A 22017-nucleotide genomic window follows, 5' to 3' on the forward strand; every position below is an offset into this window, starting at 1 on the left:
TTTGTACTTTTACCCTCAGCGGAGGGAATTGCTGTCATGACACAGACCACCTCGCAAGCCCGCGTCAATCTGCTGGGCCTCTCTCGCCATCAGATGGAGCAGTTTTTCATCGAGCACGGCGAGAAAAAATTCCGCGCCGCTCAGGTGATGAAATGGATCCATCACGAAGGCGTGGACGATTTCGCACAGATGACCAACCTGTCGAAGGCGCTGCGCGACAAGCTCGCCACCATTGCTGAAATCCGCGGCCCGCAAGTGGTCTATGAAGGCCGCTCGGAGGATGGCACACAGAAGTGGGTGCTGGAGGTCGAGGACGGCAGCTTCGTCGAGACGGTGCTGATCCCCACCGACAACGGCCACCGCCGCACCCTGTGCGTCTCCTCCCAGGTGGGCTGCTCGCTCGACTGCAGCTTCTGCTCCACCGGCAAGCAGGGCTTTCAGCGCAACCTAAGCGCCGCCGAGATCATCGGCCAGCTGTGGATCGCCCAGGCCAGCGCCGGCGGCCGCATGGGGCACGACGACGGCCGCCGCGCGGTGACCAATGTGGTAATGATGGGCATGGGCGAGCCGCTTCTGAACTACTCGAACGTACTGCCGGCGATGCAGCTGATGCTCGACGACAGCGGCTACGGTCTCTCCAAGCGCCGCGTCACCCTCTCCACTTCCGGGGTGGTACCGATGATCGACCGGATGGGCGACGAGATCGACGTGGCGCTGGCCATCTCGCTGCACGCTGCCAACGACGAGCTGCGCAACGAACTGGTACCGCTCAACCGCAAGTACAACATCGCTACCCTGCTCGACGCCTGCCGCCGCTACCTCGACAAGTGCGAAGCGACGCGCCGCATTACCATCGAGTACACCCTGATCAAGGGGGTCAACGATCAGCAGCATCACGCCGAGGAGCTGGCCGCAGTGCTGGGCGATCTGCCCTGCAAGATCAATCTGATTCCCTTCAACCCCTTTCCCCACTCCGGCTACGAAAAGCCCTCGCGCAACCAGGTGATGCGCTTTCAGCAGTGGCTCTACGAACTGGGCCATACGGCGCCGGTGCGCACCACCAGGGGTGATGATATCGACGCCGCCTGTGGTCAACTGGTGGGCCGAGTGAAGGACCGTACCCGGCGTGCCGAGCGCTACATCAAGGCCGTTCAGCTCGACGCTTCCTGATGCCCGGGTCGTTGCGCCACAGCCTCCGGCTTGACTTGAGCAGAGTGCGGCGCTTTGATGGTCGACGCCGGCACGATGGCGTGCCACCTGTTTTCCTTTTTCCCGTGTGCGAAAAGCGATGAACGCCCTGTTTCGCCCCAGCATCTACAGACTTGTCGCCGGCCTGCTGTTTCTGACAGCACTTGTCGGCTGCGCCGGTCCGGGCGGAACGACGCGCGACGCCGCCGACTCCCCCGCCTCGGCCTGGAGCCGGCTGGGACTGGCCTATCTGCAGCGCGACGATATCGAGCGTGCCCAGCAGGCGCTGGAGCGCGCCATCGCCCTCTCCCCCGCTGACCCCGACGCGCTGCAGGGACTGGCGCTGATTTATCAGCGCCAGGGCGAGGAGCAGGTTGCCGACCGCTATTTCCGCCGCGCGCTCGACCAGCGTCCCGGCTTTACCCGGGCGCGCAACAACTACGCCACCTTCCTGTTCGCCGAAGGACATATCGCCGAGGCGTGTGACCAGCTGGAGCGGGCCAGCAACGACCTCGAATACGAGCGCCGCGCTCAGCTTTTTGCCAATCTGGGGCAGTGCCGAACGCAACTTGATCAGACCCGGGCGGCACGCGACGCCTGGCAGCGCGCGGTGCAGATCGACCCCGGCCAGACTCGCGGCTGGCTGGGACTGGCCGCAAGCGAATTTCAGCTACAAAATCCCGATGCCTCACGCATCGCTCTGCGCCGCTATACACAGCTTGGCGGTGACAGCGAACAGAGCCGACAGCTGGCACGTCGCCTCGCCATGATGGAGACCGCACCATGAGCGTCTCTCCGCGGCCGGCAAACACGACAGCACTGCGCGTCGGGCCAATATCGAACAAGGACTATCCATGAGCGAACCCAACGTCTCCACCCAGCAGGATTCCAGCCCGGGCGCCATGCTGAGCGAGGAGCGCGAACGGCAGCGTATGTCGCTGGAAGACGCCGCCGAACAGCTCAATCTGCGCCCCTCGCTGGTCGCCGATCTGGAGCGCGACAACTATGAACAGGTGCCGGTGCCCACCTACCGGCGCGGCTACCTGCGGGCCTACGCCCGAATGCTGGGCATCGACGATCGCGCCGTGGTGGCCGCCTACGATCGGGTGCACGGTCGCAGCGACCTCGACGAGCGCCGTGTCGAGCCGGTCAACACCATCAAGCCGCCCACGCGCTGGGGCGCCATCCTGTTCCGCGTCTTCAGCCTCATCGTGGTGGTCGTGCTGATCGGCATGACGCTGCTATGGTGGGAAGGGCGCGAGAGTGCCCCGGGCTACGGTGACGAGGAGAGCGTTGGCGTCGAACAGGGCAGCAACCCGAGCGTCACGAGCGACAGCGATCTGCCACCGCTGCCCGAATCCGGCAACATCGCAAACAATGCGACCTCGAACGACACCACCGACATGTCGACGCAGACGCCGGCAGCATCGCCGGGTGAGCAGACCTTCATCGTCAATACCGGCCCCGCCGAGCAGGTAGTGAGCGACGCCGCTGAACCGGCTCCCGGCCAACTGCAGGTGGACACCCCCGAGGGACGCAACGGCGCCACCGGTGGGCTTGTCGATGACGGCAGCGGTGACGGCGATCAGCAAGGCGATGGCGAGGCCGCCAACGTGCCGGCGCTGGCCATGACCTTCAACGGTCAATCCTGGGTCGATGTGCGCGACGCCAACGGCACTACCGTGCTGCGCGGTTTGCAGCAGGGCGGTACGTCAGCCACCATCGAAGGGACACCGCCGTTCACGCTGACGGTCGGCAACGCCAGCCAGGTGGCACTCGAATACAGAGGCGAAAGCGTTGATCTGTCACAGTATACTGGTGGCAATAACGTCGCCCGCTTTACCCTTGGGGAGTGATTTATCATGTTCAGCCAGTCCCCGATCAATCGGCGCCGCTCGCGTCTGATTCACGTCGGTAACGTTCCGGTGGGTGGTGATGCCCCCATCTCGGTACAGAGCATGACCAACACCGATACCCTCGATGTCGACGCCACCGTCGATCAGATCGAGCGTATCGCTGCCGCCGGTGGCGACATCGTGCGCGTCTCGGTGCCGGATATGGACGCCGCCGAGGCGTTCGGCAAAATCAAGCAGCGCACCTCGGTGCCGCTGGTCACCGATATCCACTTCGACTATCGCATCGCCCTGCGGGTTGCCGAACTGGGCGCCGACTGCCTGCGCATCAACCCCGGCAACATCGGCCGCGAGGATCGCGTTCACGCCGTGGTACAGGCCGCTCGCGACAACGGCATTCCGATCCGCATCGGCGTCAACGCCGGTTCGCTGGAAAAGGACCTGCAAAAGAAGTACGGCGAGCCGACCGCCGAAGCACTGGTCGAGTCGGCGCTGCGCCACATCGACTATCTCGATCGCCTCGACTTTCATGACTTCAAGGTGTCGCTCAAGGCCAGCGACGTCTTCATGGCAGTCGCCGCCTATCGCGGCATTGCCGATCGCATCGAGCAGCCGCTGCATCTGGGTATCACCGAAGCCGGTGGCCTGCGCAGCGGTACGGTCAAATCCTCGATCGGCCTTGGCGCGCTGCTGATGGACGGTATCGGCGATACCCTGCGCATCTCGCTGGCCGCCGATCCGGTGGAAGAGATCAAGGTCGGCTACGATATCCTCAAGAGCCTGCGGCTGCGCTCCAGAGGCATCAACTTCATCGCCTGCCCCAGCTGTTCGCGGCAGAATTTCGACGTCATCGGCACCATGAACCAGCTCGAGGAGCGCCTCGACGACCTCATGACGCCGCTCGACGTGGCGGTGATCGGCTGCGTGGTCAACGGCCCCGGCGAGGCGAAGGAGTCCGACCTGGGACTGACCGGCGGCAGCCCCAACAACCTCATCTATATCGACGGCAAGCCGGCGCAGAAGCTGCGCAACGACACCCTCGTCGACGACCTCGAACGGCTGATCCGCGAGCGGGCAGCGCGCAAGGAAGCCGAAGACAAGGACGTCATTACCCGCAGCTGAGTGCCGAGCGCTCCCCCGCCCGACAGGGGCAACAGAGAAGATAAATCAGCGTAATGTCCAGCAAGCTACAGGCCATCCGAGGCATGAACGACCTGCTGCCGGAGCGCTCGCCGCTCTGGCAGTATTTCGAAGGGCAGATCCGTACCCTGATGCAGCAGTACGGCTATCTCGAAATCCGTACCCCGATGCTCGAGCAGACCGCTCTGTTCAGCCGTTCGATCGGTGAAGTGACCGATATCGTCGAAAAGGAGATGTACACCTTCGACGACCGTAACGGCGACAGCCTGTCGCTGCGCCCGGAAGGTACCGCCGCTATCGTACGCGCGGCGATCGAGAACGGGCTTTTACACCACCAGACGCAGCGACTGTGGTACGCCGGGCCCATGTTCCGCCACGAGCGACCGCAAAAGGGACGCTATCGCCAGTTCCATCAGGTCGGAGTCGAGACCTTCGGCCTCGAGGGGCCGGATATCGACGCCGAAGTGATCGCCCTTTCGGCGCGGCTGTGGCAGGCGCTGGGGCTTCGCGAGCACGTACGGCTGGAGATCAACTCGCTGGGGTCGCTGGAGGCGCGCCACGCCTATCGCGCGAAGCTGGTGGCGTATTTCAACCACCACCTCGACGAGCTCGACGACGACGCCCGCCGGCGGCTGGACAGCAACCCGCTGCGCATCCTCGACAGCAAAAACCCCGACATGCAGGGACTGATCGAGGCGGCGCCGAGGCTGATCGACCACCTCGACGACGACTCGGTGGCCCACTTCGAAGGGCTCAAACGGCGCCTCGAAGCACTGGGCATCGACTACGTCGTCAATCCCCGCCTGGTGCGCGGGCTCGACTACTACTCGCGCACCGTCTTCGAGTGGACCACCACCGCACTGGGCAGCCAGGGCACGGTCTGTGCCGGTGGCCGCTACGACGGCCTGGTCGAACAGCTGGGCGGCCGCCCGACGCCCGCGGTAGGCTTTGCCATGGGCGTCGAACGGCTGATATTGCTGCTGGAAACCCTCGACCTGATGCCCGCCGCCGCCGAGGACGTGCTGGATGTCTATTTGATGGGTCAGGGCGAAGACATCGACCTGCATCTGCTGAAGATGGCCGAAACCCTGCGCAGCCGCTTGCCCTCGCTTCGCGTACAGGTACACTGCGGCGGCGGCAGCCTCAAGAGCCAGTTCAAGCGCGCCGACCGCAGCCACGCTCGTTTTGCCGCCGTTGTCGGCGAACAGGAGCTGGCCGATGGCGTGGTGGCGCTCAAGGATCTGCGCGGTGACGACCCCCAGCAGCTTCTTGACAGCGATGCGCTGGTGGCGCGCCTGGCGCAGTGGATCGAAGCGCGCCCGGCTGCGCTATAAGCGCTGCAACAGCGATGTTCTGACCTGGCATCAGGACTCACCGACGCAGCGATAACGAAATCGACAGGAGTGCCCCGGTGGCGGATCAGCAATTGCACCTACAGGATGACGAAGACGATCAGCTGGCGGCAGCCAGGCGGTTCTGGCACAACTACGCCAAACCGATTCTGGGCGGTATCGCCATCGCCGCGGTGGGACTCTACGCCTGGCACTGGTGGCAGGACCGCCAGCTGGCACAGAGTGAAGCCGCCTCGGTACAGTACCAGCAGCTGACTCAGCTGACCGCCCAGGCGAATCTCGATGACGGCGCACGGCAGAATGCCCTGACGCTGGCCGAGACGCTGCGCGATCAACACGGCGGCACCCTCTATGCCGATATGGCAGGCCTGATCGAGGCGCGCCTGGCAGCGCAGGGCGGCGACTTCGACGCCGCGGTTACGGCGCTCACACAGCTGCGCGACAGCACCGACCGCGGTTTGATCACCGCCCTGGCGGGCATTGATCTTGCCCGCGTGCAGCTGGCGGCCGGCAACCCGGATCAGGCTCTCGCCACGCTCGAGGGGCTGACGCTGCCGGCCACCATGGCCCCCCGTGGCGCCGACCTGCGCGGCGATATCCTGCTTGCCCGGGGCCAGCCGGAACAGGCCCGCGAGGCGTGGCAGCAGGCCCTGACGCTGGCCAGCGAGCAGCAGCAGTCGCTGGCCGGCACCCAACTCAAACTCGATGACCTGGCACCCGCGGAGGCTTCATGATCACGCCCGCCATTCGCTCGACACTGTCCGCGGGCCGCCGCCCGCTGAGCGCACTGCTGTGCGCCGGCGCGCTGGTAGCGCTGGCCGGCTGCTCCGGCAACGTTCAGACCGGCGTTCAGCCGCGTGAGCTGACCACCATTGACCAGCGTGTGACGCTCGACCGCCAGTGGTCGGAGGGCATCGGCAGCCTGACCCGGGCACGCTACCCGATCACGCCGGCAATCGACGGCGACACGCTCTACGCCAGCGATGCCGCGGGCAACGTACAGGCGATCGATCGCGCCAGCGGCGAGGTGCTCTGGCGTCACAATCTCGATGCCGATATCTCCAGTGGCCTTACCGTAGGCGGCGGTGAAGTGTTCGCCGGTACGCAGAACGGTGAAGTGATCGCCTTCAACGCCGATAGCGGTGACATCGACTGGCGCACCCGAGTCGCCAGCGTGGTGCTCGCGCCGCCCCAGCTCAACAGCGCGCTGGTCGTGGTACAGAGCGTCGATGGCACGCTTACTGCCCTGGATCGCGCCAGCGGCGAGCAACGCTGGCTCTACAACGCCTCGCAGCCGGCGCTGACCCTGCGTGGTACCGGAACACCGCGCACCATCGATCCGGTCTCCTTCGTCGGATTCGCCAACGGCCGGCTGGCGGCATTCGACAACCGCAACGGCCAGCAGCTGTGGGACATGCGCGTCGCCATTCCCCAGGGGCGCACTGAAGTCGAACAGATGGTCGATCTGGACGGCCAGCCGGTACTGACCCGCGACGGGCGACTGTTCGTGACCAGCTACAACGGCCGCGTGATGGCGCTCGATGCGCGCAGCGGCGAGACGATCTGGGAGCGCGAAGAGTCCAGCTATCTCACCCCGGTGCTGGCCGGCGACTACCTGTTCACCGTCACCGCCGACAGCCATATCATGGCGCTCGACGCCAGCAGTGGCCGGGTGATCTGGAACCAGGAAGATCTGGAAGGTCGCTCATTGAGCGCCCCCGCCATGGTGGGGAACTATCTGGCGGTGGGTGACTATCAGGGGTATATCCACCTGCTCGACGCCACCAGCGGTGAACTGGTGGGCCGCGCCCATCCCGGCGGCGACGGCATCAGCATTGCACCGCTGAGCGACGGTGACAGCCTTTATGTGCTCACCAACAGCGGTGACGTTATCGCCTGGAATCTGCGCCAGCAGGGTGGCGACGGCAACTGAGACCACTCCCCGGCCCGGTGTCCTCCACCGGGCCGGCAGCCGTTTTCGAATCCCGGCCGCTTTCGGGTTACACTGCAGCCATCCTCGCCGGCAACGCCGACACCCCTTCTCCCGCGTGAATCCTGACCCATGAATCCCGTCATCGCCCTTGTCGGCCGACCCAACGTCGGCAAATCCACGCTGTTCAACCGACTGACGCGCTCACGCGACGCCATCGTGGCCGACTTCCCGGGCCTGACCCGCGATCGCCACTACGGCAACGGCCGGCTGGGCAACAAGCCCTTTACTGTCATCGACACCGGCGGCATCAGCGGCGACGAGCTGGGTATCGACGCCGCCATGGCCGAGCAGTCGCTGCTGGCCATCGACGAGGCGGATATCGTGCTCTTCATGGTCGACGCCCGCGCCGGCGTCATGCCCGCCGACGAGGCGATCGCCAACCACCTGCGGGTCAATCGCAAAAAGACCTGGCTGGTGGTCAACAAAAGCGACGGCCAGCAGGAAGAGATCGCCATCGCCGACTTCTGGGCGCTGGGCCTGGGTGACCCCCACGCCATCGCTGCCGAACACGGCCGCAACGTTACTGCACTGATCGAGCACGTACTGGAACCCTTCCCGGAGGAGTCCGAGGAGACCCACCCGGACCTGATTGCCAGCGGCGTACGCATCGGCATCGTCGGGCGTCCCAACGTCGGCAAATCGACGCTGGTCAACCGCCTGCTGGGCGAGGAGCGTGTGGTGGTGTTCGACGAGGCGGGCACCACCCGCGACGCCATCGAGATCCCCTTCGAGCGCCGCGGCCGACCCTATGTGCTGATCGATACCGCCGGCATCCGGCGGCGCAAGAACGTCAGCCTGACGGCAGAGAAATTCTCGATCATCAAGACGCTGGACGCCATTCGCGAGTGCAACGTCGCAGTGGTGGTGCTCGACGCCCGCAGCGGGCTGGTGGAGCAGGACCTGCACCTGCTCGACTATGTTCTCACCAGCGGTCGCGCGCTGGTACTGGCAGTCAACAAGTGGGACGGCCTCGAGCAGGAGGCGAAGGAGAAGATGCGCGCCGACATCAAGCGGCGCCTTGGTTTTGCCGACTATGCCGACCTGCACTTCATCTCGGCGCTGCACGGTACCGCGGTGGGTGATCTCTACCCGTCCATCGAACGCGCTTTCGCTTCCGCCACCGCGCACTGGTCGACCAATCGCCTCACCACGCTGTTGCAGGATGCGGTCAGCGAGCACCAGCCGCCGATGGTGCACGGCCGGCGTATCAAGCTGCGCATGGCCCATCAGGGTGGCAGCAACCCACCGCTGATCGTGGTCCACGGCAACCAGACCGACGCCCTGCCGGATGCCTACAAGCGCTTTCTGACCAACACCTTCCGCAAGGTGCTGAAAGTGCGCGGTACGCCGATTCGCTTCGAATTCCGCTCCGGGAAAAACCCCTACGACAACAATGCCGATGCCAGCGATCGGGAGAAGGCCAGGGGGCGCCAGCTCTCGCGCACCCGCGAGTCGCGGCGCAACCGGCGCCGGGGTTGAAAGGAGAAAGCGGGCAGGAAGGTATGGGTAGCGCTTATTTTATAACAGTTGATAAATAGGCTAGCCTGGCCGCATAGTCAGGTATAGCCGGATGGGAGAACAAACGATGATCAATGCAGAGTTGGGCACACAGCTGGAAGCCTACGTACAGCAGCTTGTGGACGCCGGGCGCTACGGCTCCAAAAGCGAGGTGCTGAGCGAAGGCATCCGCCTGGTTCAGGATCGGGAAACGCGCCTTGCCGTGCTCGATGCCTCAATCGCGCGTGGCCTCGCAGATATTGAGGCTGGCCGCACGATGCCAGCGGGTGATGTGTTCAAACGGCTGGAAGAAAAATACAGGGCGATGGCAGAGAAGTCCGTGTGATCGTCCACCTCACGGCCGAAGCGGAAGGCGATCTAGAGCAAATCGGTGATTACATCGCGCGTCATTTCCTCGATCTTCTCGCCCCCCTTCGGATACCCAGGCCGGAGGCGATATGGGCCACCGTCTTGACGATCCGACCCAGGGCTACTGCTGCGGAAGACACTCATGCCACCTGCGCTGCGCTTTAACGCCATACCTCGCTTTTTACTCACCACGCCGCTGCTGGCCGCCACGCTGCTGACAGGCTGCCTTGCCCTGCCGCAGGCCGGGCTGATGCTGGGGCGGGTAGCGCTGGAGTCGATGGGGGTCGAAAACGTGCGCATCGGCCGCTGGGACGTGCCCACCAATGCCCTGACACTCGACCCCATGTCGCTGGCGCGCGCCGGCCTGAACATGAATGATGAACCACCGGTGCAGTTCGATCTGCCACTGGCGCTGGTCCCGCCGAGTGCCGCGCCGGTCATCGAGCTGGCCGGTTACGCCTGGCAGCTGGCGGTGCCCGGCGCTGAACCCGTCAGCGGCGAGGTGGCCGAGCCGGTAACGCTGGAACCGGGTGAGCGCAATGAGGTAACGCTGCCGGTGGCGTTGAAACCGGCGATCAGCCCCGGCGAAAAGAGCGGTTATACCGCACAACTGCTGGGCCTGGCGCAGCAGCTGGCGGGCCGCAACCAGCTACCGGCAGGGTCGATGCTGTCGCTGACGCCCAGGCTGGCCGGCGAAATGGCACGACTGGTGCCGGCCCCCACCATTACCCTTGAGGTCGGTGGTGAACAGGGTTCAGGGAATGCGCCTCGAGTCACGTCCCCGGTAACGACAACGGCGGCTCCATAGTGAGCCGCCGCGGATGTTGTCTTTCAATAGTGACCGTCAGGAATAACGGGATTACTCGATGGCGCTGATGGTGCCGTGGCCCACCACTTCACCGTCAGAGAGCCATTCGATCTGGTTGTCACCGACCATGCGCACCTGGTAGCAGGTGTTGCCATCGCCGTAGTCGAAGCACATCTGATTGCCCTCGATGCTGGCCTCGCCGGTATAGCCTTCGCCCTCGATGGTGCCATCGACGCGATACACCTCATTGTACTGGCTGCCACCGGCCATGGCGCCGGTCACCCTGTGGCCCAGCACCCGCTCCTGAATCTGACTGCCGCTGAGGCGCTCGCCCTGCATCTGACCGCTGTCGGCGCTTGTCTGCTGGTCAGGGCTGTGCTGCTCGCTGCTCTGATCGGCCAGTGCCGGGGCGGCCAGCAGGGCGCTCAACATAACGGCACCGCTAAAAGAGATCCATTCGGTCTTCATATCCACTCCTTTTGAAAACTCACGCTTTCAAAATAGAGGGCTTTCAGCGAAAAAGGCGAACTGCCTTCAGACTGGCGACAGCACGACGCTCACTGCCGCCCCACCCAGCTGATGGCGAACTGCCAGGCGGCGCGACCGCTGCGCACGCCGCGCTCCAGCGCGAAGCGGCGGGCGGCGGCCTCGGCATCGGTGTCAAAGCGGCCGCCGAGATGGGCCACCCAGTGACGGCAGGCGGCCAGATAGGTGGACTGATCGAACGGGTAGAAGGAGAGCCACAGGCCAAAGCGGTCGGAGAGCGAGATTTTCTCCTCCACCGCGTCGCCGTGATGAATCTCGCCGCCTTCGATACGGGTATCGCTGTTGTCCGCCATGCGCTCCGGCAGCAGGTGACGGCGGTTGGAGGTGGCATAAAGCAGTACATTGTCCGGCGGGCCGGTCAGGGTGCCATCAAGCACGCTCTTGAGCGCCTTGTAGGCGTCGTCGCTGCCCTCGAAGGAGAGATCATCGCAGTAGACCACGAAGCGGTAGTCGCTACCGCGCAGCGACTGCACCAGGGTGGGCAGGCCCACCAGGTCGTGGCGGTCGACCTGAATCAGACGCAGCCCCTCGTCACCGAGGTCGTTGAGCAGAGCGCGTATCAGCGACGATTTGCCGGTGCCGCGGGCGCCCCACAGCAGGGCGTGGTTGGCCGGCCGACCGCGCAGAAAGGCGCGGGTGTTGTCGAGTAGCGCCTGCTTCTGATGGTCGATACCCACCAGCTCCTCGACGCGCACGCCATCGCGCGGCGCCACAGCCGTCAGCCGGCCGCCGAGGGCGTGACGCTGCCAGATCGCCGCCACATCGCGGGACCAGTCAATGGGCGCCTGTTCGGGCGGCAGCAGCGGCTCGATGCGCGCCAGAAGCTCAAGCAGGCGGGCGTTCAACTCTTCATTCATGCAGGACTCCACCGCTGTGGTTTATGCTGTCGAAATTCATCAATCCTGACGCCGGCTTGAACGTGCGTCCAGCCGCAACGGTGGCCGGGTCGCCAGCCGGCGTCCATTACGGGAGTTTGTGTCTTGCTCAAGCGCCATACCGCCTTTCTCGGTGCCCTTTCCGCCAGCCTCGTCCTGAGTGCCTGTGCCACGTCGCCGCTGGGGCGCTCCCAGCTATCGCTGTTCGGCAACGATCAGCTCGCCCAGCAGGGCCAGCAGGCCTTCGAGCAGTATCGTCAGGAGCATCGCCAGGCGACCGGCGCACGCGGCCAGTATGTCAGCTGTATTGCCAACGACATCATCGACACGCTGCCGCAGGATAGCGGGCCGCAGGCGTGGACGGTGGGCGTCTACGAAGACCCGGAGCCCAACGCCTTCGCCCTGCCGGGCGGCTATGTAGTGATCAACACCGGACTTCTGAACATCGCCCGCGATCAGGATCAGGTTGCCACTGTGGTGGGCCACGAGATCGCCCACGTACTGGCCAACCATGCCAACGAACGCGCCTCCACCCAGGCGGTTACCAGCTCCGGGCTGGGCATAGTCAATGCGGTAACCGGCAACCAGGGGCTGACCCAACTGCTGGGCGCCGGTGCCCAGTACGGCGTGCTGCTGCCCTATTCGCGTCGCCATGAAAGCGAGGCCGATCTGCTGGGGCTGGATCTGATGGCGCGCGCCGGTTTCGACCCGCGCGCCAGCCTGCAGCTGTGGCAGAACATGCAGGCAGCCGGCGGCAACTCGCCGCCGGAGTGGGCTTCCACTCACCCCAGCAGCGGCGACCGCAGCCAGGCACTCAATAACCGCATGGAGAGCGCCATGCAGCGCTATGAACAGGCCCGGCAGCAGGGTCGCAGGCCCGACTGTGAGCGCCTGCGGAGCGCCTGAAGAGGCTCACCAGAGCTCGGCGCGCAGCCGCGCCAGCACCGGCTCGGGGTCGGGGCGGCTGCCGCGCCACTGAAACCAGGACTCGGCGGCCTGGCCTACCAGCATGCCCAGACCATCGTGGCAGCGCGCGCCACGGGCGTCGGCCCACTGCATGAACACGGTCGGCTCGGCGCCGTACATCATGTCGTAGGCGACACCCTCCTCGGCAATCAGCCGTTCGGGCAGCGGCGGCAGCTCGCCGGCGAGGCTGGCGCTGGTGGCGTTGATCACCAGATCGAAGCCCTCACCCAGCGCTTCGAAACCGCCTCCCTCGATCGCCCCGTGCGCCTTGAAAAGCGCCGCCAGCTCGTGCGCTTTTGCGGCGGTGCGGTTGGCGATCACCAGCCGCTGCGGCGCCACGGCCAGCAGCGGTCCCAGCACGCCGCGTACCGCTCCGCCGGCCCCCAGCACCGCAATACGGGCGCCGGCCAGCGGCGCACCAAGGCGCTGCAGATCGTGTAAAAGCCCCACGCCATCGGTGTTGTCGCCCAGCAGTTCGCCGTCACCCGGGATCAGCGTATTGACCGCTGCCGCCAGCGCTGCCCGCTCGCTCAGGCGGTCGGCCAGCGTCGCCGCCTGCTGCTTGAACGGCAGGGTCACGTTGGCACCGCGCCCGCCTTCGCCGACAAACCGCTGCCAGGCGGCTTCAAAGCCGTCGGTTTCGGCCTCGCGCGCCTCGTAGCGCACCCTCTCCCCCAGCTGCGCGGCGAAGGCGGCGTGAATCTGCGGCGATTTCGAGTGCGCCACGGGGTTGCCGAAAACCGCATAGAGATCGCTCATTCGCCCACCTCACCGAGCCAGTCGCGGGCGTGCAGATAGTGGGCGTAAAGATCCGCTTCGCGGCTGCCCTGCTCGGGCTGATACTGATAGACCCAGTGCGCCACCGGCGGCATCGACATCAGAATCGACTCGGTGCGCCCGCCGCTCTGCAGGCCGAACAGGGTGCCGCGGTCGTAGACCAGGTTGAACTCTACGTAGCGCCCGCGGCGGTAGTTCTGAAAGGTGCGCTCGCGCTCGCCGAAGGCGTCATCGCGGCGCGCCGCGACAATCGGCAGCCAGGCCGGCAGAAAGGCTTCCGCCACCGCCTGCTGGAAAGCGAAGCAGGTCTCGAAGTCCCACTCGTTGAGGTCATCGAAGAAGAGCCCGCCGACGCCGCGGGTCTCGCCGCGGTGGCGAAGATAAAAGTAGTCGTCACACCACCGCTTGAAACGCGGATAGACCTCGTCGCCAAAGGGCGCGCAGGCATCGCGCACGGTGCGGTGCCAGTGCAGCACGTCGGCGTGCACCGGGTAATAGGGGGTCAGGTCGATGCCGCCGCCGAACCACCACACCGGCGCCTCGCCCTCTTTCTCGGCGATGAAAAAGCGTACGTTGCCGTGGGTAGTGGGAAGGTGCGGACTGTGCGGATGCAGCACCCAGGAGACGCCCACGGCGTGGAAGCTGCGCCCGGCCAGTTCGGGGCGCGCGGCGGACGCCGAGGGCGGCAGACTGGCGCCGAACACATGGGAGAAGTTGACGCCCCCCTTTTCGAACACCCGGCCGTCGCTGATCACGCGGGAACGGCCGTCACCGCCCTCCTCCCGCGTCCAGGCGTCCTCGGAGAACTCGGCGCCGCCATCGGTGCGGACCAGCTCGCGGCAGAGGCGATCCTGAAAATCGAGCAGGTACAGGCGCACCTTCTCAAGATAAGCGTGTGACATGATGACTCTCCAGCGCGACACCGGCGCAATGCCGGCGTCGCGTCAAAACGGCGCTCAGCGGCGGATCACCCGGCCGCTGAGCAGGTCGCGAATTTCACTGGGGCGTTCGAAGCCCCCCAGCGGGCCGTCGAGCAGGGCCAGATCAGCGCCGAATCGCTCACGAATCTCGTCGGCGCTCATGCACGGGGATTCGGCGGCGATATTGGCGGAGCTGGAGACCAGCGGACCGCCGAAGGCATGACACAGGGCGGCCACCAGAGGGTGCTGGCTGATACGCAGGGCGACGCTTGTATGCTCGCCGCGTACCAGCGGATGGGCACGGCCGTTGTCGGGTACCAGCCAGCTCACCGGTGCCGGCCGGGATTCGCCCAGCCGCGCCCGCAGCCCGGCATCCAGCCCGGTCAGATAGTCATCGAACTGCGCAAGCGTTGCCCCCACCAGTATCAGTCCCTTGTGAGCGGCGCGCTGCTTGAGCGCGATCAGCCGCCTCAGCGCGCGATCACTGTCGGGGTCGCAGCCCAGCCCCCATACGGCCTCGGTGGGATAGGCAAGTACGCCCTCGGCGCGCAACGCGGCGACGGCCGCCTGCAGTGCCGGTTCGTCAGGTGACGGCGATGAAGGGAAGCAGGATGGGGATAATCGCGTTGACGACATGGCGGTGACCGCTGATCGAATCGGTCCTGCATTCTATCTCATGGCCGGCGCCGTACCCATCCCCCCGCCACCTGGCAGGCCCAGCCCTCCAGCTCCAGCATCAAAAGCCGATTCGAAACCTCATTGATGCCAAAGCCGCTGCGCTCGACCAGTAAATCCACAGCCCGCGGCGCATCGTCGAGCAGCGCCCACAGCGGGTCGTCGGGCGCTGACGGACTGCTGCCGGCAGGCGAAGAAGGGGCATCATGCAGCGGCGCGGGAGCGCCGTGTCCGGGGGGCAGGGCAACCAGCAGCTGCTCGGCGTCGGTAACCAGCTGGGCGCCTTCGCGAATCAGCCACAGACAGCCCTGCGCCTGCGGGTTGTGCAGCGAGCCGGGCAGCGCGAACACCTCGCGGTTCTGCTCCAGCGCCAGCCGCGCACTGATCAGTGAACCGCTGGCTTTTGCCGCCTCGACCACCAGCACGCCCAGCGAGAGACCGGTGACGATACGGTTGCGGCGCGGAAAAAAGGCCGGGCGCGCCGGCGTACCGGGCGGATGTTCGGAGAGCAGCAGCCCACCCTCGGCCAGCAGACTACGGCGCAGGGCGGCATGGCCGCGGGGGTAGAGCACATCGACCCCACAGCCCAGTACCGCGACGCTGCGGCCTCCGGCGTCCAGCGCGCCGCGGTGGGCACAGCCGTCGATGCCCAGCGCCATGCCGCTGGTGACCGTGTAGCCGGCGGCGGCGATATCGCGAGCGAAACGGTGGGCGTTGTCCTGCCCCTCGCGGCTCGGCTTGCGGGTACCGACCACCGCCAGCGCCGGCGGCATCAGGGCGTCGCAGTCGCCGTGGGCCCATAACAGCGGCGGCGGATCGTCGATCTCGTCAAGCAGCAGCGGCCAGCGCGGATCGCCGGGATGCAGCAGGTGACGGTCGCTGCCGCCATCGCGCCACTCAAGGGCGGCCTCGACGGCATCGTTCAGCGCACTGCTGGTCGGGCTCTGCAGCCAGCCCAGCAGCGCCCGCCGCGGCTTGTCCTCCAGCCGCACCAGCCAGCCGTCAGGCCAGTCGGGCGCCTGCCGGCGCAGCTCCCTGAAACGGCGCGGCCCCAGCCCGGGCAACAGTGCCAGCGCCAGCCAACAGCGCGCATCGAGCGCCGCCTCAGGGTGCCCCATCGGCGGGCGCCCCCAGCCGGTCGCCCACTGCCATTGGCCGCGACATGCGGGTCACCAGCGCCAGACTCACCTCGCCGAAGGTGCGCAGCACCATCAGCTGACCCAGCAGCTCTCCGGGAACCCGATAGCGCTGACCGGTGGCGGCATCGGTCACCGGCTCGGGCTCGTCGAGCACGCTATAGAGTGTGCCCGGCTCGGCCGCGCCGCGCCCGGTGGTAATCATCACCAGGTCACGATTGCCGATCACCAGCCCGTCACCGGGGCGATCGACGATGCTTCCGCTGGCGCCGGACGGCGCGGGTCGCGGCGAGAGCTGCGCCGGCAGCGGCGGCGCCATCGCCGGCAGCAGTCGCGCCCCCTCGCCGATTTCACGGCGGCTGCGGGTAATCCTCAACACCGACAGCGGCTCACCGCGGCGCACCAGCTGCGCCTCACCCAGCGGCAGCATCACCCGCCCCAGAAAGCGGCCGTCTTCATCCTGCAGTACCCGGCCCGGCTGATAGATGCCATAACGCTGGCCGCTCTCCCCTGCAACGCCCAGCGCCACTACCTCGTCGCCGGCACCGCTGATCACCTCACCGCCGCGACCGGCAACAATGCGCCCCTGGCTGTCATCGAGGGGCTGCTCGACCACCCGATAATCTTCGAGCAGCGTCGCGATATCGGTGGTATCGATCGGCGTCACCGCCGCCTCAGGTGAAAGAAAGCGAATCTGCGGTGAAAGACGAACAACCTCACTCTCGGCCAGCGCCGCAGCGCCCGGCGCTGCGGCCAGTAACAGCAGCGCAGCGGCGTACCCTCGTCGTGCCTGCATACCGCCCATGGCGCCCTCCTCCGCGCTTGTCGCCCGTTCGTCGGTTCCGTTGCCTGCCCCCGCACACTACAATAGCGGCAAGGGAACGGGCATCAGGCCCTGTCCCTACATTTACGGCACTGCCGCGTCGCCTCTTGAGAGCGCGACGCGGCCGAACGGCAGAACCGGACCCCATGTCACTACTCACGATTCTCGAATACCCCGACGAGCGCCTGCGCACCCGGGCGCAGCCCGTAGAGACGGTCGACGACGACCTGCGCCGGCTGATCAATGACATGTTCGACACCATGTATGATGCGCCGGGCATCGGCCTTGCCGCCACCCAGGTGGATGTGCACAAAAGGGTGATCGTGATGGACGTCAGCGAAGAGAAAAACCACCCGCTGGTCCTGATCAACCCCGAGGTGACGCCGCTCGGCGAGGAGCGCGAACCCCTGCAGGAAGGCTGTCTTTCGATCCCGGAGTATTACGCCGAGGTGCCGCGCGCGCTGCGCGTGCATCTGAAGGCGCAGGATCGCAACGGCAAGGCCTATGAGCTCGAGGCGGACGGGCTGCTGGCGCACTGCATTCAACATGAAGTGGACCATCTCGAAGGCGTGCTGTTCGTCGACTATCTGTCGCCGCTCAAGCGTGATCGAGTGAAAAAGAAAATGCTCAAGCGCCAGAAAACCGCTTCCTGACCGATTGACTGACTGCCGGAATCGCGCCATGTCCCAGCCGCTTCGTCTCGCCTTTGCCGGTACGCCGGATTTTGCTGCCCATCACCTGCGCGCCCTGCTTGACAGCCCTCACCAGGTGGTGTGCGTCTACACCCAGCCCGACCGCCCCGCGGGGCGCGGGCGCAAGCTGACGCCCTCGCCGGTCAAGGCACTGGCGCTGGAACACGGGCTGGCCGTACATCAGCCCACGACGCTGAAGGATGAAGAGGGCCGCGCGGCGCTGCGCGAGGCCGGCATCGACCTGCTGGTGGTGGTCGCCTACGGCCTGATTCTGCCGCGCGCGGTGCTTGATATCCCGCCGCTGGGGGCGCTCAACGTACACGCTTCGCTGCTGCCACGCTGGCGCGGTGCGGCGCCGATTCAGCGCGCCATCGAGGCCGGCGACCGGGAAAGCGGCGTCACCATCATGGCGATGGACGAAGGGCTCGACAGCGGCGACATGCTGCTCGCCGCCAGCACGCCGATCGATGAGCAGACCACCGCCGCCGAGCTGCACGACCGCCTCGCCACGCTGGGCGCGCGCACCCTGATCGAGGCGCTCGAGCGGCTGAGCGACGGCCAGCTGATCGCCACCCCGCAGCCCGCCGAGGGCATCAGCTGGGCGCCCAAACTGAGCAAGGCGGAAGCCGAACTGGACTTCACCGACAGTGCCGTCGAGCTCGCCTGCAGGGTGCGCGCCTTCAACCCCTTCCCGGTGGCCTGGACGCGGCTGGGCGACGACAACCTGCGGCTCTGGCACGCCTCGGCGCGCGCCGCACGTGGCAGCGAAACCCGGGCACTACCGGGCACCCTGCTGGACGCCGAACCGGACGCCCTCTGCGTGGCCTGCGGTGACGGCGTGCTGCGCATCACCCGCGCCCAACTGCCGGGCGGCAGGGTGCTGGATGCCCATGAGCTGCTGAGCAGTCGCCGCGAGCGCTTTGCTCCCGGCGTGCGGCTGGGCGGCGCCGAATGAGCGCTCGCCGACGCAAACCGCAGGTCAGCAGCGTACGCGCCCTGGCAGCGCTGGCGCTGGCGCCGGTGCTCGACGGCCGTGCGGCGCTCTCCGCAGAGCTGCCCGTCAGCCTGGCCGAGCGCGACCGCAGTCTCTACCGCGCGCTCTGTTTCGGCGTCTGCCGTACCCTGCCACAGCTCGAAGCCCTTGCCGGGCAGTTGCTGCGTTCGCCGTTCAAAAAACGTGACAGCGACGTCCAGGCGCTGTTGCTGCTCGGTCTCTATCAGCTCTACCACATGCGCATTCCGGCCCACGCCGCCGTGGGCGAAACCGCCGGCGCCGCCCGCGAGCTGGGCAAGAGCTGGGCCACGCGAGTACTCAACGGCTGCCTGCGCCGCTTTGATCGTGAAGGCGATGCCCTGCTGAACGCCGTCGCCGCCCAGCCGGCAGTGGCCCACTGGCACCCGGACTGGCTGCTGCAGCGCCTTGAACGCGCCTGGCCCGAGCAGTGGCGGGACATCGTCACTGCCAATAACCAGCCCGGCCCCATGACACTGCGGGTCAACGCCCGCCGCGGCGACCGCGCGCGCTACCTTGCGCGCCTGCAGGCGGCCGATCTGGCCGCCAGCCCCTGCCCTTACAGCGCCGATGGCATCACGCTGGCAACGCCCTGCGACGTGGCCGAACTTCCCGGCTTCGCCGAGGGCGAGGTGAGCGTTCAGGACGAGGCCGCCCAGCTCGCCGCGCCGCTGCTGCTGGGCGCGCTGGACGAACGCGCCGGTACCTCCCCGCGGATTCTGGACGCCTGCAGCGCCCCCGGCGGCAAGAGCGCTCACCTGCTGGAGCAACGCCCCGAAGCACGACTGACCGCGCTCGACAGCGACGCCGCGCGCCTGGAGCGTGTCAGGGCGACACTGGCGCGGCTCTCACTGGCGGGCGACACGCACTGCGCCGACGCCACCGAGGACGACTGGTGGAGCGGCGAGGCGTTCGACGCCATCCTGCTCGACGCCCCCTGCTCGGGCTGCGGCGTGATCCGCCGCCATCCGGATATCAAGCGCCTGCGCCGCAGTGCCGATATTGCGCCACTGGCCGCTTTGCAGGCACGTTTGCTTGACGCCCTGTGGACGAAACTCGCTCCCGGTGGCGCCCTGCTCTACGCCACCTGCTCGGTGCTGCCGGAGGAGAACGCCGAACAGATCGACGCCTTTGTGGCCCGCACCCCGGATGCCCGGGCGCGTCCGCTGGATACCACCTGGGGAGTCAGCGCCGGCCGAGGGCGACAGCTCTTTCCCGAGGCACAGGGCCACGACGGCTTTTTTTATGCGCTGATGATGAAGTCACAAGCGTCCGAAAGGGAGTAAACAGTGCCCATTCGGGCATTGATCCGCCCCCCTGCCACGACCGCAGCGATACGCCGGTCGGGCTGCTCCAACCCTGGAACCCGCGACATGGCCACATCACAGCCCCACTTTTCCGATATCGACCTGCTCAAACTGGTCAGATCGACGCCGCTGGCCATCTGCATCACCAATGCCGAAGGCCGCTTTACCATGGTCAACAACGCCTACTGCAGGCTTTATGACTATGACGAGAGCGAGCTGCTGGGCAGGGACTTCACCATGGTGCTGGCGCCGCAGTACCGCGATGTGATGCGCACAATGCATCAGGAGTTCATCAACAGCGGCAGCGAAACCGACGCGCTCAACAGCCGCGACCAGCTGCAGGCGGAGTGGGAAGTCATCAACCGCCACGGCCAGCCGATCACCATTCTGGCCGATGCGGTGCGCATCCAGGATGCAGAGGGCAACGACTACAAGGCCACCTTCGTGATCGACATCAGCGCCCGCAAGGCACTGGAGCGTCGCCTGCAGGAGGCCAACGAGCAGCTCACCCGGCTTGCCATGTACGACGAACTGACCGCTCTTCTGAACCGCCGCGCCGGCCTCGAACGTCTGTCCGAGGCGATGCATGAATATCAGCGCTACGGCCACGCGCTGAGCATTGCCATGATGGACCTCGATCATTTCAAGCGGATCAACGACACCCACGGCCACGGCGCCGGCGACGCCGTACTGGTGGCGGTCGCCGACACGCTGCGCCGCGAGCTGCGCGAAAGCGATACCGGCGTGCGTCTCGGGGGCGAGGAACTACTGCTGATCCTGCCGGGTATCGGCGTCGACGCCGCCCGCCTTGCCGTCGACCGCATCCGCCAGGCCCTCGAAGCCGAACCGCTGGGCGAGCAGCGTCTCAGGGTCACTTTTTCGGCCGGCGTGGCGGAGTATCGCGGTGAATCCCGGGACCACCTGCTGGAAAGCGCCGACCGGGCGCTCTATGAGGCCAAGGCGCAGGGCCGCAACCGGGTACTGGAAGCCTCTCGCGACGACACGGCATAAAGCCTGTCGGCGGGTTGGCAGCATATCGCGGTATTGCGCGATGCCGGACTGATTCTGGCGACCCGCGAAGGGCGTCAGGTGCGCTATCGCATCGCCCCCGAAGGCATGCAGCCGCTGGTCGACTGGCTGGCACGTTACCGCGACTTCTGGCCCGAACGTCTCGACAATCTGAAAACGCTGCTCAAGGAGATGGCGCAATGAACCACTCACGAAGTGATGAGATCGTCCATGAGTGTCAACTCGATCATCCTCGCGACAGGGTCTGGCACGCCGTAACGACGCCCGGCCTGCTGGCGCAGTGGATCGGCTTTGCTCCGGGGGCCGTCAGTGACGGCGACGATACTTCCGGCTACCCCCTGCGAGCTTTGTCGAGCTGGTCAGGCGATTGCGGAGCTGGAACGGGATCGGGTTGCGTGCCATGACGTTGCCTCCTCTGCTGTATATAAAACCAATAAAGAACAGATTGGCGGGGGATGGCTGATCAACGTGCGTAAGCTATCGATCCTCGTGCAAGCGACCTTCCACATATTTATGAAGGATGCTGGCAACCAGTGTTTGGTAGGGGATGCCTTCCGCCAGGGCTTTCTTCTGGAGCCCCCTAAGATCCCTGGAGGAGAGTCTGATGTTGATACGCGCATCTTTCTTGAACATGGCCTCTGCGTACTGTTGATGGCGCACTTTTCTGTCTTCACTGTCTGGCGACCGCTGCAGCTCTCCGGCATCGAATGCATCCAGAATTTCCCGCTCTTCTTTATCCAGCCTACTCATTTTGGACCTCCCAAATAGGGGCGGATGCAGCTTCTGAATGCAACACCGTTAATGCGTCGGTCCTGAAAAACCAAAAATCACCGTGAAATCATGATTATGCGCCTGGATGATGCTCCCTTTTCGGCGTAAAATCTGGTCTATCCTCGCCAAAATCGTGAGAAATCGACATGACTCCCCGCGATCAGCGCCAGAATCCACAGCGTGACCTGCTCAACATCTACCTTGATGACGTCATCAACATGCGCCACGAGTTGGTGCAAATGAGTCAGAGAATCGACTGGTCCGATTGCGAGAACATTTTTGCATCAG

Annotated in this window: 24 protein-coding genes; 16 read left to right on the forward strand and 8 right to left on the reverse strand. The window is 65.9% G+C overall.

The genetic code is table 11. The annotated features are described in order from the left end of the window. The first annotated feature begins 36 nt into the window (after positions 1 to 36). The 10 genes from rlmN (at position 37) to H146_RS19225 (ending at position 10200) form a co-directional block, all read left to right on the forward strand. Entirely contained in the window at positions 37 to 1170 is a 1134-nt protein-coding gene (gene rlmN, locus H146_RS0111660) for a dual-specificity RNA methyltransferase RlmN (RefSeq protein ID WP_019952053.1), read from the forward strand. Positions 1171 to 1288: 118 nt separating this feature from the next. After that, the gene (locus H146_RS19220) at positions 1289 to 1975 is read left to right on the forward strand and encodes a tetratricopeptide repeat protein (protein ID WP_019952054.1); all 687 of its coding nucleotides are present in this window, start codon (positions 1289 to 1291) and stop codon (positions 1973 to 1975) included. A gap of 67 nt (positions 1976 to 2042) precedes the next feature. Beyond that, the gene (locus H146_RS0111670) at positions 2043 to 3044 is read left to right on the forward strand and encodes a RodZ domain-containing protein (protein WP_019952055.1); all 1002 of its coding nucleotides are present in this window, start codon (positions 2043 to 2045) and stop codon (positions 3042 to 3044) included. A 6-nt stretch (positions 3045 to 3050) separates the two neighbouring features. After that, complete coding sequence (gene ispG, locus H146_RS0111675) at positions 3051 to 4163, forward strand: flavodoxin-dependent (E)-4-hydroxy-3-methylbut-2-enyl-diphosphate synthase (protein ID WP_019952056.1); 1113 nt, start codon at positions 3051 to 3053, stop codon at positions 4161 to 4163. Between the two features lie 53 nt (positions 4164 to 4216). Next, positions 4217 to 5515 (forward strand): histidine--tRNA ligase, encoded by a 1299-nt coding sequence (gene hisS / locus H146_RS0111680; protein WP_019952057.1) that lies wholly within the window; start codon positions 4217 to 4219, stop codon positions 5513 to 5515. A 77-nt stretch (positions 5516 to 5592) separates the two neighbouring features. Further along, complete coding sequence (locus tag H146_RS0111685) at positions 5593 to 6267, forward strand: YfgM family protein (RefSeq protein WP_019952058.1); 675 nt, start codon at positions 5593 to 5595, stop codon at positions 6265 to 6267. After that, complete coding sequence (gene bamB / locus H146_RS0111690; protein ID WP_019952059.1) at positions 6264 to 7466, forward strand: outer membrane protein assembly factor BamB; 1203 nt, start codon at positions 6264 to 6266, stop codon at positions 7464 to 7466. The genes H146_RS0111685 and bamB overlap by 4 nt, the downstream gene beginning before the upstream one ends. A gap of 129 nt (positions 7467 to 7595) precedes the next feature. Further along, positions 7596 to 9005 (forward strand): ribosome biogenesis GTPase Der, encoded by a 1410-nt coding sequence (gene der / locus H146_RS0111695; protein WP_019952060.1) that lies wholly within the window; start codon positions 7596 to 7598, stop codon positions 9003 to 9005. A gap of 106 nt (positions 9006 to 9111) precedes the next feature. After that, positions 9112 to 9369, forward strand: coding sequence for a type II toxin-antitoxin system ParD family antitoxin (locus tag H146_RS0111700; RefSeq protein WP_019952061.1), 258 nt, complete (start codon positions 9112 to 9114; stop codon positions 9367 to 9369). 165 nt (positions 9370 to 9534) lie between these two features. Further along, positions 9535 to 10200, forward strand: coding sequence for a hypothetical protein (locus tag H146_RS19225; RefSeq protein ID WP_019952063.1), 666 nt, complete (start codon positions 9535 to 9537; stop codon positions 10198 to 10200). A 51-nt stretch (positions 10201 to 10251) separates the two neighbouring features. Here H146_RS19225 and H146_RS0111715 read toward each other — a convergent pair whose 3' ends face one another. Together H146_RS0111715 and H146_RS0111720 are read right to left on the reverse strand one after the other, a co-directional pair. Beyond that, a complete protein-coding gene (locus H146_RS0111715; RefSeq protein ID WP_019952064.1) occupies positions 10252 to 10668 on the reverse strand; it encodes a hypothetical protein in 417 nt (138 codons plus the stop codon). Between the two features lie 89 nt (positions 10669 to 10757). After that, positions 10758 to 11603: an ATP-binding protein gene (locus tag H146_RS0111720; protein ID WP_019952065.1), complete on the reverse strand. Its 846-nt coding sequence runs from the start codon at positions 11601 to 11603 to the stop codon at positions 10758 to 10760. 123 nt (positions 11604 to 11726) lie between these two features. Here H146_RS0111720 and H146_RS0111725 point away from each other — a divergent pair, with 123 nt between their 5' ends. Beyond that, positions 11727 to 12527: a M48 family metallopeptidase gene (locus H146_RS0111725; protein WP_019952066.1), complete on the forward strand. Its 801-nt coding sequence runs from the start codon at positions 11727 to 11729 to the stop codon at positions 12525 to 12527. 6 nt (positions 12528 to 12533) lie between these two features. Here the strand turns inward: H146_RS0111725 and aroE are convergent, their stop codons facing one another. Genes aroE through H146_RS0111750 form a run of 5 tightly spaced genes read right to left on the reverse strand, consistent with a single transcriptional unit; the run spans position 12534 to position 16900 of the window. Then, entirely contained in the window at positions 12534 to 13346 is an 813-nt protein-coding gene (gene aroE, locus H146_RS0111730) for a shikimate dehydrogenase (RefSeq protein WP_019952067.1), read from the reverse strand. Beyond that, positions 13343 to 14266: an oxygen-dependent coproporphyrinogen oxidase gene (hemF, locus tag H146_RS0111735; RefSeq protein ID WP_019952068.1), complete on the reverse strand. Its 924-nt coding sequence runs from the start codon at positions 14264 to 14266 to the stop codon at positions 13343 to 13345. The genes aroE and hemF overlap by 4 nt, the downstream gene beginning before the upstream one ends. Before the next feature lie 54 nt (positions 14267 to 14320). Next, positions 14321 to 14920, reverse strand: coding sequence for an L-threonylcarbamoyladenylate synthase type 1 TsaC (gene tsaC, locus H146_RS0111740; protein ID WP_083920853.1), 600 nt, complete (start codon positions 14918 to 14920; stop codon positions 14321 to 14323). 38 nt (positions 14921 to 14958) lie between these two features. Next, on the reverse strand, positions 14959 to 16077 hold the full coding sequence (gene dprA, locus H146_RS0111745; protein ID WP_019952070.1) for a DNA-processing protein DprA: 1119 nt from the start codon (positions 16075 to 16077) through the stop codon (positions 14959 to 14961). Then, the gene (locus H146_RS0111750; protein ID WP_019952071.1) at positions 16064 to 16900 is read right to left on the reverse strand and encodes a hypothetical protein; all 837 of its coding nucleotides are present in this window, start codon (positions 16898 to 16900) and stop codon (positions 16064 to 16066) included. Before H146_RS0111750 ends, dprA begins: the two co-directional genes overlap by 14 nt. Positions 16901 to 17064: 164 nt before the next feature. Between H146_RS0111750 and def the strand changes: the two genes are divergently transcribed. From def to H146_RS21405, 5 genes are all read left to right on the forward strand, one after another. Next, positions 17065 to 17571, forward strand: a complete 507-nt coding sequence (gene def, locus H146_RS0111755) for a peptide deformylase (RefSeq protein ID WP_019952072.1) — start codon at positions 17065 to 17067, stop codon at positions 17569 to 17571. Positions 17572 to 17599: 28 nt separating this feature from the next. Continuing rightward, positions 17600 to 18565 (forward strand): methionyl-tRNA formyltransferase, encoded by a 966-nt coding sequence (gene fmt / locus H146_RS0111760; protein ID WP_019952073.1) that lies wholly within the window; start codon positions 17600 to 17602, stop codon positions 18563 to 18565. Continuing rightward, entirely contained in the window at positions 18562 to 19908 is a 1347-nt protein-coding gene (gene rsmB, locus H146_RS0111765; protein ID WP_019952074.1) for a 16S rRNA (cytosine(967)-C(5))-methyltransferase RsmB, read from the forward strand. Before fmt ends, rsmB begins: the two co-directional genes overlap by 4 nt. Positions 19909 to 19995: 87 nt before the next feature. Beyond that, positions 19996 to 20940 (forward strand): sensor domain-containing diguanylate cyclase, encoded by a 945-nt coding sequence (locus H146_RS19230; RefSeq protein ID WP_019952075.1) that lies wholly within the window; start codon positions 19996 to 19998, stop codon positions 20938 to 20940. Between the two features lie 33 nt (positions 20941 to 20973). Then, positions 20974 to 21141: an ArsR/SmtB family transcription factor gene (locus H146_RS21405; protein WP_019952076.1), complete on the forward strand. Its 168-nt coding sequence runs from the start codon at positions 20974 to 20976 to the stop codon at positions 21139 to 21141. 294 nt (positions 21142 to 21435) lie between these two features. On the opposite strand, the gene H146_RS0111780 is transcribed toward H146_RS21405, so the two are convergent. Beyond that, positions 21436 to 21708: a hypothetical protein gene (locus H146_RS0111780; RefSeq protein ID WP_019952077.1), complete on the reverse strand. Its 273-nt coding sequence runs from the start codon at positions 21706 to 21708 to the stop codon at positions 21436 to 21438. Between the last annotated feature and the right edge of the window lie 309 nt (positions 21709 to 22017).

The organism is Kushneria aurantia DSM 21353 (assembly GCF_000382245.1).
GTDB lineage: Bacteria > Pseudomonadota > Gammaproteobacteria > Pseudomonadales > Halomonadaceae > Kushneria > Kushneria aurantia.